The sequence below is a fragment of the Methylobacterium brachiatum genome (genome assembly GCF_020523825.1).
GTDB lineage: Bacteria > Pseudomonadota > Alphaproteobacteria > Rhizobiales > Beijerinckiaceae > Methylobacterium > Methylobacterium brachiatum.
In genome coordinates, this window is sequence record NZ_JAJALK010000024.1 from 25,182 (window position 1) to 40,222 (window position 15,041).

The window sequence follows — 15,041 nt, forward strand, 5'->3', positions numbered from 1 at the left end:
CCGCAACCCGGGAATACGAGAAGACCCTGCTCGTCAGCTGGTGGATCGCGAATGCTTTCGCGTTTCACGCATGCGCAGGCCCCCGGGCATCTCCCGACGGAAAGCAGAGCCGGGCCATCCACGAAAGACGCGGACCCGACGGCCACCCCGGGGCGTGCCGGCCGACGCACAGGATCACCATCGTCTGCGGGGCACCGCACGCGCGGGAAACGCCACCGTCCAGAACGGGAAAACCGGCCGGACCTTTCGGGGTCCGCCCGGTTTTTGTTTCGGTCCGTCCCGTCGCGGTCCGGCTCAGTGCCGCGGCAGGCTGTGCAGCGCCTTGAGGAACACGTCCACGTCGGATTTGGTGTTGTAGAAGGCCAGCGAGGCCCGCACCGACTGGTCGATTCCGAACCGGCGCAGGGCCGGCAGGGCGCAGTGATGGCCCGAGCGCACCGCGATGCCGTGCGCGTCGAGATGGTGGGCCACCGCCTCGTTCTCCTGCCCCTCGATCACGAAGGACATCACGCTCGCCTTCTCGCGGGCCGTGCCGATCAGGCGCAGGCCCTTCACCTCGGCGAGGCCGGCCTGCGCGTAGTCCAGCAGGTCATGCTCGTAGGCGGCGATCGCCGGCAGGCCGATGCGCTCCAGATAGTCGAGCGCCGCGCCGAGGCCGACCGCGCCCGCGATGTCCGGTGTGCCCGCCTCGAACTTCTCCGGGGCGCCCTTGTAGACGGTCCGGGTGAAGGTGACGTCCTCGATCATGTGGCCGCCGCCCTGCCAGGGCGGCACCGCCGCGAGCAGGTGCGTCTTGCCGTAGAGCGCCCCCACCCCGGTCGGCCCGAACACCTTGTGGCCGGAGAAGACCAGGAAGTCGGCGTCGAGGGCCTGCACGTCCAGCGGCATGTGCGGCGAGGATTGCGCCGCATCGACCAGCACCGGCACCCCGTAGGCATGGGCCAGGGCGATGATCTCCCGCACCGGGTTCACGGTGCCCAGCGCGTTCGCCACATGGGTCACCGAGACGATCTTCGTCCGGCCCGAGAGCAGGGCCGCGTATTGCTCGAAGATGATCTCGCCCCGGTCGTTGACCGGGATCACCCGCAGCGTCGCCCCGGTGGCCTGGGACAGGAGCTGCCACGGCACGATGTTGGCGTGGTGCTCGATGGTCGAGACGATGATCTCGTCACCCGGGCCGATATGGGCCCGGCCGAAGGAATGGGCGACGAGGTTGATCGCCTCCGTGGTGCCGCGCAGGAAGACAATGTCATCCTTCGAGGGGGCGTTGAGGAAGCGGCGCACCGCCTCGCGGCCGCCCTCGAACAGGTCCGTGGAGCGCGCCGCCAGGGTGTGGGCGGCCCGGTGGATGTTCGAGTTGTGCCGCCCGTAGAATTCCGAGGTCGCGTCGATCACGGCCTGCGGCTTGTGGGTGGTGGCGGCGTTGTCGAGCCAGACCAGCGGGTGGCCGTTGACGCTCTGGTGCAGGGCCGGGAAGTCCCGGCGGACATGCTCCACGTCGAACGGCGCCGCCACCGGGCTCGATCCCTGGGCGGTGAGCCGCGGGGCGGGACCCGGATAGCGTGCGGGCTCGACCCGTGGGCTCGCCGGCGCCTTGCGGGCCGGGCCCGGGCCGGCATTCAGGAAGTAGTAGTCGGAGACCGGAGCCTCGGGCGCCCGGGACAGGTGCCCGGTCCGCGCGAAGCTCTCCTGGGCGACATCGACGCCCTGCCGGGACGGGTCGGCCGGCACCAGCTGCGGCGCGATCGCCTGCGCGAAGGCGTTGGCGCGGGGATGATCCCCGGCCACCTGACGGTGCAGGTCGGGACCGCCCGGGAAGGCCGCCGGCGCGCTCGGGAAGCCGAAATCCGGCAGGACCGGGCGCGGACTCGCCGGGTGGACCGGCGGGATCGCGGCGGTGTCGAAGAAGGCCGGGCTCGCGGGGGCGGGGTTCGGTACGGTCGGGCCGCTGAGGCCCGGCACACCGAGGGCGGGCCCGCCGAACGACTTGGCCGCGAGTGCGGATCCGTCCGGCTGCAGGCCGGAGGGCTGCAGGCCGGAGGGCTGCCCCCCGGCCGGAACCGATGGGATTCCCGTGGCCGCGCTCGGGAACGGGGCGCCGCCCGGTCCCTGCGGCAGGCCTTCGAGGGCCTGCGGGACCTGGGGTCCCGCGGGCAGCGTCGGGGCGAAGGGCTGGCTCGCGGCCTGCCCCTGCTGGTAGATCTCCCGGGCGAGGCGCCCGATCAGATCGCTATGGGCGAGCTCGGCCGGGCTCGCCTCCGGTCGACCGAAGGCCAGTCCCTCAGGCATAGTCATGGTAGTTGCCGAGGAGGACGTTATCGAGGCGGGCGATCGCGTCCTCGACCAGCACGGCGGCCGAGAAGTAGCGGGTCACCAGGTGCGAGGCGATCGAGTGGTCGTTGGTGCCCATGTAGCGCACCGACAGGCCGGGCTCGATCTCGCCGGTCACGCCGGACTTCTGCAGGCCGACCACGCCCTGCTCGCCCTCGCCGACGCGCAGCAGCAGGATCGCGGTGGTCTCGGCGCCGGTCACCGGATCGATGTCGATCGGCAGCTTGTCGCTCGGGATCAGCGGGACGCCGCGCCAGGTGATGAACGGCGCGCCGAACAGGTGGACGACGACCGGCGGCACGCCGCGGCGGGTGGCCTCACGGCCGAAGGCCGCGATGGCGCGCGGATGCGCCACGAAGAAGGCGGGCTTCTTCCAGACCAGGGTCAAGAGCTCGTCGAGATCGTCCGGCGTGGGCGGGCCGCCGCGGGTGGGGATGCGCTGGCGCGGGCCGACCTCGTTGAGCAGGCCGAATTGCGAGTTGTTGAGCAGCTCCCACTCCTCGCGCTCCTTCACGGCGTCGACGGTGAGGCGGATCTGCTCGCGGAGCTGGTCGATCTCGTTCGAGTAGAGGTCGGTGACGCGGGTATGGGTGTTGAGGATCGTCTGGATCGTCGAGAGGTGATACTCGCGCGGATGCGCCTCGTAATCGACGAAGGTGGTCGGCAGGCGCGGCTCGCCGGTATGGACCGCCAGCAGTTCGATGCCCTGCTCGCCGTGCGAGCTGGTATGGCCCTTCAGCCGCTCCTGCTCCTCCCGGTACTGGGCGATCTTGGCGCGGATCTCGTCGTTCTCAAGGGCGTCCGGATCGAGGGTCAGGAGGGTGACCGCCGAGAGCGCCTTGACGGCCGGTGTGGGTCCGCCGGCACCGAGCAGGTCGCCGTCACCGAAATAATCGCCCCGAGTGGCCAGACCCTGGCGCAGGCGGCCCTTGTAGGGCCCCGAGAAGGTCAGCTCGACCGTGCCGTCGGCCACCACGGTCAGGGTGCGGGTCCCGGCGCCCTCCTCGTGGATGATCTTGCCGGCCTTGTGCTTGCTCTCGGTGAAGCGGTCGGCGAGCTTTGCCAGCTCGGCATCGCCCAGGCGGCTGAACAGCGGCACCGCCCGCAGCGAGGCGGGGCGGATCGCCCGGTCCCTGTTCTCGGTGACGAGGTCGACGCGGCCGGGCCGGGCCAGCACGACGGCGCGCCGGTTGACGCGGTAGACGCCGCCCGCGACGTCCACGAACGGCAGGAGCCTGAGGAGCCAGCGCGGCGTGTTCGCCGCGTTCTGGACCGAGGTGACGGTGGCTGTCGCAAGATTGCGTGCCGCCGTGGCGCTCACGCTCAGACCGGGTCCACTCATCGTTCGTCCTCTTTCATCGCAATGGCAGGCGCGCCGCAGCATCGGCCCGCGTCTCCGCGAGCCGTCCCGCAGTCGATGCGGGCCGGGCGCAAGGTAAAAGGGGTGATGTCAGGGCCGAATGGCCACTGCGCTCAGAATAAGATCCGTTGTGTCGTGCAGCCGCGCAGCCGTTGACTGGCGGGACACTGTGCTCACCGCTGCGGCGAACCAGCACAGTCAAGGTAAGCCTTGATTCCGCACCGGGTCAACGAAATGATTTTTCCTATTTATCCTGCAGCCGTGGAATACCAGCCTTTAAAACGCCGACTCCATAGGAAATATGTGAAGCAACCCCGCATCGCGAGAGAATTTCCTTCTCGTCCGAACGTCGATCCCGCGGGATTTGCGGCTCTCGTCTCTGAAAAAAAATTTTCTTGCTCGGATCAGATCCCGTCGCCGAAGCCGAAAGACTGATCCATACTGCGCGCCGGCTCCTCGCCCGCGGCGAGGCGCGACACCACCCGGGCCGGCACACCCGCCACGGTGGTGTGGGGCGGCACGTCGTGCAGCACCACGGCGGCGGCGGCGACCTTGGCCCCCTCGCCGACGCGGATATTGCCGAGCACCTTGGCCCCGACGCTCAGCAGGACCCCGCGCTCCACCTTCGGGTGCCGGTCGCCGCTCTCCTTGCCGTTGCCGCCCAGCGTCACCGACTGGAGGATCGAGACGTCGTCGGCCACCACCGTGGTCTCGCCGATCACGACGCCGGTGGCGTGGTCGATGAACACGCCGGAGCCGATCCGGGCGGCCGGGTGGATATCGCAGCCGAACACCTCCGAGATGCGGCTCTGGACATGCAGGCTGAGCGTCGCCCGGCCCTGGTGCCAGAGCCAATGGGCGACCCGGTAGGCCTCCAGCGCCGCCAGGCCCTTGTAGAACAGGAACGGGTCGAGGTAGCGCCGGCAGGTCGGGTCGCGCTCCCGGATGGCGATCAGGTCGCGCGCGGCGTTGGCCCCGGCATGGGGGTCCGCCTCGAAGGCGGACAGGCAGAGGTCGCGCATCGACAGCCGGGCGAGGTCGCCGTCGCCCAGGCGGTGGGCGAGGCGGTACGCGAAGGCCTGGGCGAGGCTGCGCTGGTCCAGGATCGTCGCCTGGACGATCCCGGCATAGAGCGGTTCCTCGACCAGGACGGCCTCGGCCTCGGCACGGAGTTCCGCCCACAGGTCGCCCTCGAGGGTGCCGCGGCCGGCGGCGCGCAGCGGCGGGATCGCGGCCGAGGCCGTCACGCCCGGAGGATCCGGATCTCGAGCGCCATCAATGCACCAGCTGGAACAGGTCGGCGAGGTAGCGTTCCAGGGTCTCGTGGCCTTCGAACTTCACGTCGACCGTGGCCGAGTGGCCCTGCTGCTGATGGATGCCCACGATCCGGCCCCGGGCATGGCGCCAGATCCCCAGGATCTCCGCGAGGTCGAGCCGCTGGAACACCACCTGATCACCCTGCGCCATCGTCGCTGAACCTTTCGCGCTGCCGTCCTTGCGAGGGCCGATCCGGCCGGCCCGATTCGGATGTCCGAAGCGGGGCCGGCGCGGCGCCGGACGGTCCCGGGAATGCCCTTCCGCCCGCCCCGCATCGGGGGAGAAGGTTTCGTTCGCAGATTGCCCCGGGACCAGCATCATCTTCGCTAAGCCACTGAACGTGCTCGATAATCGATTGTTCAACGGCATTTGGCAAGGCTTGTTCCGGGACAGCCCGGCCGCTAACCCCAGGTCCTGGGATCGCCGGGGCGGTCCCCGATTCGGAAGGCGAGACCGCCATGAGCCCCTATCTTCCCCCCCTCGCGGGCGGCCTGCTGATCGGCCTGTCCGCCGCGATGCTCCTGCTGCTGAACGGCCGGATCGCCGGGATCAGCGGCCTGGTCGCCGGCCTCGGTCGGCCGGGACGCGCGCGCCGGCTCGCCGACGCCGCCTTCCTGCTCGGCCTGATCCTCGGGCCGCCGGCCTTCGCGCTGCTGGCCGGACACTGGCCGGAGATGCGGATCGATGCAGGCCTGCCGGTCCTGGCGCTCGCGGGCCTGCTGGTCGGTTTCGGCACCCGGCTCGGATCCGGCTGCACCTCCGGGCACGGGGTGTGCGGGCTCGCGCGGCTGTCGCCGCGCTCGATCGCGGCGGTGCTGGTCTTCCTCGCCACCGGCATGCTGACCGTGGCCGCCATGCGGGGGCTGCCGTGAGCGCCGCCCTGCGCATCCTCGCGGCCCTGGCCGCGGGCCTCACCTTCGGGCTCGGCCTGGCGCTCTCGGGCATGCTCGACCCGGCCCGGGTGCGCGGCTTCCTCGACGTGGCGGGCGCCTGGGATCCCAGCCTGGTCTTCGTGCTCGGGGGGGCCGTGACGGTGTCGGGGCTCGGCTACCGCCTGAGCCGGCGCCTCTCCGGCCCGGTCCTGGATGCCCGGTTCGACCTGCCGGCCCGGCGCCGGATCGATGCCCCGCTGATCGTCGGCGCCGCCCTGTTCGGGATCGGCTGGGGCCTCTCGGGCTTCTGCCCCGGCCCCGCCGTGGCGGCCCTGTCCACGGGGGCGGTTCCGGTCCTCGTCTTCGTCGCCGCGATGCTCATCGGCATGGCGCTGCACGGCCTGCTGCCGACCGCATCGGCGGAAACTCCGCGCGGCGTCGCGCCCCCGGCCTGAACCGGGGCCGTCCGGACCGAGCGCGCCGCGATCGCGGCAGATCCCTCAGAGGCTCTCGATCCAGGTCTGCAGGATCGACAGGGGCTCCGGGCCACGATTCGGGCCGAAGCGCTGCACGGCGTCGCTCGGCACGAAGCCGAACCGGCGCTTGAAGGCGCGCCGGAAGGTGCGCTCGTCCGTGAAGCCGACCGCGTAGGCGATCCGCGCGACGCGCGCGGGCTGCGCCTCGTCTCGGATGAGCATCCGCATTGCGTGCATCAGGCGCCGGTCGCGGATGTAGGTGACGATGCCGTTGGGCGCGAACACCCGGTAGAGGGTCGAGCGCGACAGGCCGAGGCGTGCGGCGATCAGGGCCGGCGAGAGCTTCGGGTTGCCGAGCTCCGCCTCGATGAACCGGCGGACCCGGATCCGCACATCCTGGTGCTGGACGGGGCTCCCCGTCTCCCGGCCGCGCAGCCAGGTCGCGCAGAGCTGGATGATCGCGGATGCCGACGCCAGGGCCTCGCGCTGATCCAGGCGGTCGCCGCAGGCCACGACATTGGCGACGAAGCTGTGGACCAGGCGCCCGAACGGGTCGCCGTCATGGTCCAAGGGGCGGCCGTGCAGGGCGTCCGGATGACAACCCTGCTTCTCCAGCAGGGCACGGGGGATCACCACGTTCGTGGCATCGACGGCGTCCGCGACGATGCGCACGGGCTGCGCCAGGTCGAACACGATGCACTGGACCTCGCTGACCGGCTCGGCGGCACGGTCCGTCTCGACCACGCTGCGGCCGCGCCGGTAGAATTGCAGCAGGATGTGATCGAGCCCTTGCTGCCGGATCATCTCCGGAGACCGCTCGAGGATATGGGCCGGCGCGATCACGTCGCCGACCAGCAGCTCGCCGAGGTGATAGCTGCGCATCGCGATCGGGACGCTGAGGTCGGTCTCCGGCCCGAAGCTCACCGAAAAGACCGGCGCCAGATGTGCCTGCCAGGCCCGGCCGAGGGCGTCCGGATCCTCGGGCGGCTCGAAGCGCAGGCACGCGATGCCGGTGGCGGGCGCCTCGGGCGCCGCCTCGCCCGGACGGGATGCCCCAGCGCCGGCATCGGGCGCGAACGATGCGGCCGGGGCCTGCCGGTGCTCGGCCGGGGCGGCGATGGCGGCGGCGCGGTGATCTCTCATAGTATCAGGCCTGCAATGATCCCGATTCCCGTCGATCTACACCGGTCTTTCGACAGGCGTGATCGCGACGAATCGAATGAACACGCCGATTGGCTTCGCATCGCATCGCCACATCTCGGCGGGACCTTTCGGATGGTCTCTCGCCCCGGTCGGTCCGGATCAAGAGCGCGCATCACAGGGCCCCGCGGCATGCAGTATGTCTCAAAAGGGGTGAAGGAAGTGCCAAATCGCGCGCGCGCCGCATCCTGTGGCCGGGACGTCATAGCCTGTAAAACGTCCGTCCGCTTAAGGCCGGAGCCTTGCCTTTGCCGGGACCGATCGGACGTTCTTCATGTCAGACCAGCATGACCCCATGCGCCATACGGGTGAACGCCGCGGCTCCGTCACGCGAGCGGGCCGCGTCGGAAGCCGGGGTGGCCGGGCGCAACGCGGCCTCCTGCTCGGTTGCTCGCTGGCCGCTCTCACGGCGGCGCTGGGGCCGGCGGCGGCTCAAAGCGTGGCGAGACGCCCGCCCTCGTTCCTGGGCCTGACGGCGGCGGATTTCGACACGCCCGAGTATCGGGCTGATTGGGGCCTGGCCCAGATCAACGCCGCGACCGCCTATGCGCGCGGGTTCACCGGCGCCGGGGTGTTGGTGGCGGTGGTCGATACCGGCATCGACCCGAACCATCCTGAATTCCGCAATCTCTCTAAGCCCGGATTCACGCGGATCTCTCCGGGCTCGGACGATGCCTATATCTGGAATCCGGAATTCGGCAGTCCGGCCTTCCCCATCCCTGCGCTGACCGACCGGGACGGCCACGGCACGCACGTGTCAGGAACGATCGGCGCTGCCCGCGACGGTGTCGGGATGATGGGCGTCGCCTATGACAGCACGATTCTCACCCTTCGAGCGATCGTGGGCAATGACGATGCCAGCACTTATGCCGGCAGACTCTATGGCGACACCAGCGCCGCCATTGAGCATGCGACTGCGCAGGGCGCCCGCGTCCTGAATGGCAGCTACGGGCCCAACTCACCGCCCCCATACATCAAGGATGAATTTGGCAATTGGATCAAAAATCCAGCCTACAAGGTATTCACGATCCAATCCTATAGATTTTCAGACGAAAAAGCGGAATACGATGCAATCAAGCAGGCCGCTGACAGCGGTATGCTGCTGGTCTTTGCCGCCGGAAATGATCGGCAGTTGCAGCCGGTCACGTCGGTCAACCCGAGCGGCTCGGCCCTCTATCCATACATACGACCCGGCAACGCGAGAAGCGGTGTCTACCAATTCCTAGACGATAAGGGTCGACCTATTTCCGATCAAAGCGGAATCGATTTCTCCGGCATTGCCGGATCGATCGTTTCTGTCGTCGCCACCGATAGCAAAAACAAGATCGCCTGGTTCAGCAACTGGTGCGGCGTCGCGGCAGCCTGGTGCATCTCTGCGCCGGGATACGACATCTACTCGACCTGGCCTCAAGGTTTAGGCAAGAGCTACAATACGATCAGCGGCACCTCGATGGCGGCGCCGCACGTCACTGGCGCGGCCGCGGTGCTGATGCAGGCGTACCCGTTCCTGACGGCGCCGCAGATCGCCCAGACGATGTTCACCACCGCCACCCCGATCGGGCCGGCGGAGATCTACGGCTGGGGCCTGCTCAACCTCGGCAAGGCGATCGATGGACCGGGCCAGTTCACCTCCACCTGGACGGTCAACACCACCTACAAGGGCCAAGCCTATTACGGTCGCTTCGCCAACGACATCTCCGGACCCGGCGGCCTGATCAAGACCGGCGCCGGCATCCTCGATCTCACCGGCAACAATACTTACGCCGGCGGCACAACCATCAACGGCGGCGTGCTCGGAATCCTGGCCGACCGCAACCTGGGCGCCGCGAGCGGCGGGCTGGCCTTCGGCGGCGGCACCCTCGAAGTCCTGGCCGACGGCTTCGCCACCGCCCGGCCGGTGACCCTCAACAGCACCGGCACGCTCCAGATCGATACGGGCACCTCCAGCTTCGCGGGGGTGTTCGCGGATGGGGCCGGGCCGGGTTCGCTCATCAAGACCGGCCCCGGCACCGCCAGCCTGTCGGCAGCCAACACCTACACGGGCAGCACCCTCGTGACGGGCGGCACGCTGGCGCTGACGGCGACCGGCAGCCTGATCTCGCCGATCACCGTCGGCACGGCCGGCAGCTTCGTGAATGCCGGCACCGCGACCGGCAGCCTGGTCAATGTCGGCTTCACGGCGAACAGCGGCACCCTCGCGGGCGGCGTGATCAATGCCGGCCTGCTCGCCAGCAGCGGAGCGATCTCCGGCGGGCTGGCCAATGCCGGCTACACCGTCAACAGCGGCACCGTCGCCGGTGGCGTCATCAATGTCGGCACCCTGGCCTCCAGCGGCAGCCTCTCCGGCGGACTGACCAATGCCGGCTACACCGCCAACACCGGCACGATCGGTGGCGGGGTGAGCAACACCGGCACCCTGGTCACCAGTGGAAGCCTCTCCGGCGGCCTGGCCAATGCCGGATACACCGCCAATACCGGCGCCATCGGTGGCGGCGTGACCAACACCGGGACCTTGACCACCCGCGGCACGCTCTCCGGCGGGGTGACCAACACCGGCACCCTGGTCGCCAGCGCCGGCCGGGTCGACGGCGCGATCCGGAACGCCGGCACCGTCGCGGTCACCGGTACGGTCGCCAGCGACGGCACCTTCGCCAACGCCGCCGGCGCCACCCTGAATGTGGTGGCGAGCGGCGCCTACGGCCTGGCCGGCGCGCTCAGCAATGCCGGTACCGTCGCGGTCGCCTCCGGGGCCAGCCTCTCGGCCGCCGAGATCGGCAATGCCGGCCTCCTGGTCAGCGACGGCACCCTGAACGGGCCCGTCTCCAACGCCGGCACCGCCCGCCTGTCCGGCCGGCTCAACGGCGCCCTGACCAACACCGGCGCCCTGCAGTTCACCGGCCCGGTCTCCGGGATCACCGCGCTCACCACCACCGGCCCGCTCGACCTCGGCGGCGGCGCCTTCACCGTCGCGAACCTGTCCGGATCGGCCACGGCCGTGCTCGGCAACGGGCAGCTAACCGTCGGCGGCCCCGGCGCGTCCACCTATGCCGGCGCCATCGTGGATGGGGGCAGCCCCACGACGCTGACCAAGGTCGGCACCGGCACGCTCAACCTCACCGGTACCGGCCGCTTCTCCGGCCCGACCACGATCCAGCAGGGCACGCTGGCGCTCAACGGGCTCTGGACCTCCCCCGTGACGGTGGCGGCCGCCGGCACCCTGCGCGGCACCGGCACGATCGCGGCCCCGGTGGCGGTGGCCGGCGCCCTGCGGCCGGGCAACTCGCCCGGCACCCTGACGGTGGCCGGCCCGGTGAGCTTCGCCCCCGGCAGCCTGTTCGGGCTCGACATCGACGGGATCGGCACCGGCGCCGGGGCGGGCAACTACGCCCGCCTGCTGGCGGTGGGCCCGAGCGGCGCGGTCGCGGCCAACGGCACCCTGGTGCCGGTGCTGCGCGGGATCACCGGCAACGCGACCAACGGCTTCACCCCGGGGCTCGGCCAGCGCTTTTCCGTCTTGGTGGCGCAGGCGGGGCTGAGCGGCTCGTTCAGCGGGCTCACCCAGCCGCCAGCCGGCTTGGCCGCGGCCACCCGCTTCGACGCGCTCTACGGGGCCGCCGGCCTCGACCTTGTGGTGACCCCCGCTGCCTACGGAAACCTCGCGCCCCTGGGCCTGGCCCAGAGCGGCAATGCCCGGGCGGTGGGCGCCGCCCTCGACGTTGCCCGGCCGGCGGCCGGCACCCGGCCCGACGCGGCCCGGGCACGGCTGTTCGACCCGCTCTACGCCGCCGCCCCCGGCACCCTGGCGGGCGGGCTCGCGAGCCTGTCGGGCCAGAGCTACGGCGACGCGGTGATGGCCGATCTCGCGGCGCGCCGGCTGGTCGCCGCCACGATCGACCGGCGCCTGACCTCGGGCGGCGGCAGCGCCAGCTTCAGCGCCGGCGGCGCCGGGCTCGGGCCGAACGGCACCGCGATCGACCTGCGCGGCGCCGCCGGGGGCCCCGACCAGCCGCTGGCCACCGGCGAGGGCCGGATCTGGGCCGACGCGCTGTACGGCTTCGGCAGCCGCGGCGGCGACCGCGCCGCCGGCGGGGCGAACCTCGATGCCGGCGGGCTGCTGGTCGGCGTCGACCGGCAGATCGGGCGCGACACGCTGGTGGGCGGCGCGTTCAGCTACCTGCGCGAGACCGGCGCGTCCCGCGGCGCCGGGGCCGGGTTCGGGCCCGGGTCGTTCACCACGGACAGCTACGGCGGCACGCTCTACGGCAGCACGCGGCTGGGCGCAGTGGTGCTGCGCGGCACGGCCGGGGGCGCCTATGCCGACGGGCGGGTGAACCGGACAATGGTGCTGGGCTCGGCCCCGATGCGGGCCGGCGGCGCGCCGTCCGGCGGCGATCTCGGCCTGTCGGGCTTTGCCGGCTACGCGATCGCGACCGGCCTGCCGGTGGAACTCGTGCCGGAGCTGGGTTTCAGCTACGACCGGCTGAGCCGGGGCCGGGTGAGCGAGCGCGGCGGCCTGGTCCCGCAGGTCTTCACCACGGCGGCGCTTGACGGGGCGCGGATCCTGGCGGGCGGTCGGCTCGCCAGCGTCGCGGTGGATGGAGCCGCGGGCCTGCGCCTCGACGCCCGGGCGTACTGGGCGCACGAGCTGGCGGACACGGCGGCGGTTGTGCGTTCGAGCCTGTTCGGCGTGCCGTTCTCGACCCGCACCAGCGCGCTGGGACGGGACGGTGCGGTGCTGGGCGTGAGCGTGTCCGGCCCGGTGGCCGCCGGGGTGTCGCTGTCGGCGAGCTACACCGGCGAGGTCCGCCCCGGCGCTACGGCCCAAGTCTTCTCGGCCGGTCTGCAAGCCGCTTGGTAAGCCGAGCGCCCGGCCGCGGTCGCCCCTGGGTGGCCGCGGCCCGTACGGGTGGTGCGATGTTCGGCGTCTGCAGCGGAGCGGGGGTCGGACCCCGGCCTGTCGGCGGGGACGTGTACCGTCAGCTCCTATTTATTGACATGCAGAGCGCGCAGCTCGGCCCTTATCGCCGGACCGGCGGGATGAAGCGATGCGACTCGGTCCCTTCAGGCTTTTGCGGGACCGTAGGATCGTCTGTGCGGTCTAGATCGGGGGGAAGCGGTCCGGGGGGCCGAGCGGTGCTCGCGAGATCGTCGTTGTCGTGCCCTATGACTGCCACCGCGATGTTTGGGTTCGACGCGGGGGCCTCACGATGCACAGCCCAGCCCGGGCAACGCCGCTCCGCGCCGAGGGACTTGAGCGGCCGGGCGGTGGCGGCTTCGATCGGGGATCGGGGCGCATGTGACCCAGCGCGTGTATCAACGGAACTAAGTACAACTCACAATTGCATTGCTGGTCGCGGTCGGCGATCATTGGCTCGGACCTACGAGCGAGAGCCGCCGTGCGAGGTATCGAGACCATTCCTCCGGGACATCTTCACGTCCCGATGCTGCGCGAGGCGATCACCGCCGCAGCGGCCATCGGCTTCCTGGCCGGCGGCGGCGTCCGGATGGTGACTGGTCTCGGCGGCACGCAGAATGTCCTGGTGGGCGCGCTCTATCTGCCGCTGGGAGCGATCGCTGCGGCTGTGATGGCCGGGTTCGTCTTGAATCTGATCGCCCTGCCCGCCTTGAGCTGGACCCTGCCCGGCCGCAGGCTGCCGGCGAGGGCCTATCGTGTCGCCGGCGCCCTCTCGGGTTTCGTGGCCTTCTTGGGGGCCTTCGTCCAGTTCGCGCCGGCCACCGTGTAGATCCCGGCACCGGCCAGCCGACCCCGGTTGGCGCGGACTTCGAGCGGTAAGTTGGAATGGCGTTGCGATGTTTCCCGTGAAACATCGCGTTGGGCTCTCTCCCTTGCGGCTTCGGTCACGCGCGTGAAGCCGACGCCGCGCTCAGCACGACCGTCCGGCTCGTCAAGCACCGGCATGGTCTGTCGCGCCACGCCCCTCACCCGAACCACGCGGGCGTGATGGCTGCCCGTCGTAAACAGACCTGCACCGCCTCCTCCGGGCTTGCGCGGACATCGTCCGGCTGATCGAACGCCCCCGAAACCCTCGGGGATGCATCTCGACCATGCCACCGACCTCAAGCCCGCTGCGCCTCGCAATCGTGGGTGGCGGCTTCACCGGCGCCGTGCTGGCGATCCATGCGGTACGCGCCTCGACGGGGCCCCTCGACATCGTCGTTCTCGAGCCGCGGCCCGAGCTCGGGCGCGGCGTGGCCTACAGCACCCGCGATCCCAATCACCGTATCAACGTGCCCAGCGACCGGCTGGATATCGTCGCCGGCGAGACCGGGGCCGCCACAGCCTGGCTCCACGCGCAGGGCATCCTGCCCGATCCGGCGTGCGAGGACGGCACCGGAGCCTACGTGCCGCGGGCGGATTACGGGGCTTATATCGGCGCCGTCCTGGCCGAAACCCTGGCGGCAGCCTCGGACCGCGTGCGCCTGTCCCATCTGCGCACGACGGCCGCGGAGGTCCGGGGAGAGGCCGGAGCCTGGCAGATCCTGACGCAATCCGGCGAGCGCCTCGCGGCCGACCGCGTCGCCCTATGCTTCGGTCACGCGGTGCCCGCCCTGCCCTGCCGTCTCGGACCGGGCGTTGCGGAATCCGGCCGCCTCGTCGCCGATCCCTGGGCGGCCGATGCGCTTGCCGGGATCGGGCCGGAGGCCTCGGTGCTGGTGGTCGGCACCGGGCTGACCATGGCGGACGTGGTGACGAGCCTCGGCGCTGGCGGTCATCGGGGGCCGATCACCGCGGTCTCACGGCGGGGCCTGCTGCCGAAGGCTCACGGACTCTTCAGGATGGATCTGGACGTGGTCGGAACGCATCCGCCCGCCACCGCTCTGGACCTGCTCCGGCTCGTCCGGCGGCAGGTCGCGTCGGTCGATCCCGCCCTAGGCTGGCACCCGGTGGTGGATTCCCTGCGCACGGCCTTGCCCGATCTGTGGTCGAGCCTGCCGGCTGCCGAGAAGCGGCGCGTCGTGCGCCGCCTGCTGCCGTTCTGGGAGGTCCACCGCTTCCGCATCGCGCCGCAGATCGCGGCGGCTTTGACGGAGGCGCGGGCGGCGGGGCGCCTTCTCGTGGAACGGGCAGCCGTCACCGGCCTGGAACTCGGCGCGGATGGGCGGATCGCGACGCTGTTGCGGCCCGGCGGCGGCGAGACCACGCGCCGGTCGTTCGACGCGGTGGTGCTGTGTACCGGGCCGGAGCGCGATGTCTCGCGCAACCCGCTGGTCGCCGCCCTGCTGGCGGACGGCACCGCCAGCCTCGACGCGGTCGGTCTTGGCCTCGCCGTCGATCGCCGCAGCCATGTGCTCGACAGGGACGGCCGGCCCCGGCCCGGGCTCTACGCCTACGGGCCGATGACGCGGGGCAGCTTCGGCGAGATGACGGGGGCCCCGGATATCGCCCAGCACATCGAGCGGACGGTGGGGGACCTGCTTGCCGAGCCGATCTGAGGAACGGCCGGCAGCCGGCGTCCCGACTTC

Annotated in this window: 10 protein-coding genes; 5 read left to right on the forward strand and 5 right to left on the reverse strand. The window is 71.0% G+C overall.

Annotation, left to right across the window (positions count from 1 at the left end; genetic code table 11):
• Nucleotides 1-294: 294 nt before the first annotated feature.
• The 4 genes from LGR69_RS29205 to LGR69_RS29220 all read right to left on the reverse strand — a co-directional run bounded on the left by LGR69_RS29205 (nt 295) and on the right by LGR69_RS29220 (nt 5,158).
• Complete coding sequence (locus LGR69_RS29205; protein WP_230368245.1) at nt 295-2,295, reverse strand: family 2A encapsulin nanocompartment cargo protein cysteine desulfurase; 2,001 nt, start codon at nt 2,293-2,295, stop codon at nt 295-297.
• Nucleotides 2,282-3,673, reverse strand: coding sequence for a family 2B encapsulin nanocompartment shell protein (locus LGR69_RS29210; RefSeq protein ID WP_007565413.1), 1,392 nt, complete (start codon nt 3,671-3,673; stop codon nt 2,282-2,284). Before LGR69_RS29210 ends, LGR69_RS29205 begins: the two co-directional genes overlap by 14 nt.
• Nucleotides 3,674-4,095: 422 nt before the next feature.
• A complete protein-coding gene (gene cysE, locus LGR69_RS29215) occupies nt 4,096-4,938 on the reverse strand; it encodes a serine O-acetyltransferase (RefSeq protein WP_091864113.1) in 843 nt (280 codons plus the stop codon).
• A gap of 28 nt (nt 4,939-4,966) precedes the next feature.
• Nucleotides 4,967-5,158 (reverse strand): hypothetical protein, encoded by a 192-nt coding sequence (locus tag LGR69_RS29220; RefSeq protein ID WP_007565415.1) that lies wholly within the window; start codon nt 5,156-5,158, stop codon nt 4,967-4,969.
• 308 nt (nt 5,159-5,466) lie between these two features.
• On the opposite strand from LGR69_RS29220, the gene LGR69_RS29225 reads away from it, so the two are divergent.
• Both LGR69_RS29225 and LGR69_RS29230 read left to right on the forward strand, forming a co-directional pair.
• A complete protein-coding gene (locus tag LGR69_RS29225; protein WP_007565416.1) occupies nt 5,467-5,880 on the forward strand; it encodes a YeeE/YedE family protein in 414 nt (137 codons plus the stop codon).
• Nucleotides 5,877-6,335 (forward strand): YeeE/YedE family protein, encoded by a 459-nt coding sequence (locus tag LGR69_RS29230; RefSeq protein ID WP_007565417.1) that lies wholly within the window; start codon nt 5,877-5,879, stop codon nt 6,333-6,335. Before LGR69_RS29225 ends, LGR69_RS29230 begins: the two co-directional genes overlap by 4 nt.
• Before the next feature lie 45 nt (nt 6,336-6,380).
• Here the strand turns inward: LGR69_RS29230 and LGR69_RS29235 are convergent, their stop codons facing one another.
• On the reverse strand, nt 6,381-7,499 hold the full coding sequence (locus LGR69_RS29235; protein ID WP_230368246.1) for a helix-turn-helix domain-containing protein: 1,119 nt from the start codon (nt 7,497-7,499) through the stop codon (nt 6,381-6,383).
• A gap of 496 nt (nt 7,500-7,995) precedes the next feature.
• On the opposite strand from LGR69_RS29235, the gene LGR69_RS29240 reads away from it, so the two are divergent.
• The 3 genes from LGR69_RS29240 to LGR69_RS29250 all read left to right on the forward strand — a co-directional run bounded on the left by LGR69_RS29240 (nt 7,996) and on the right by LGR69_RS29250 (nt 15,011).
• Entirely contained in the window at nt 7,996-12,414 is a 4,419-nt protein-coding gene (locus tag LGR69_RS29240; protein WP_230368247.1) for a S8 family serine peptidase, read from the forward strand.
• Nucleotides 12,415-12,997: 583 nt separating this feature from the next.
• Nucleotides 12,998-13,300, forward strand: a complete 303-nt coding sequence (locus LGR69_RS29245; RefSeq protein ID WP_230368248.1) for a hypothetical protein — start codon at nt 12,998-13,000, stop codon at nt 13,298-13,300.
• 322 nt (nt 13,301-13,622) lie between these two features.
• A complete protein-coding gene (locus LGR69_RS29250; protein WP_230368250.1) occupies nt 13,623-15,011 on the forward strand; it encodes an FAD/NAD(P)-binding protein in 1,389 nt (462 codons plus the stop codon).
• Nucleotides 15,012-15,041 lie beyond the last annotated feature (30 nt).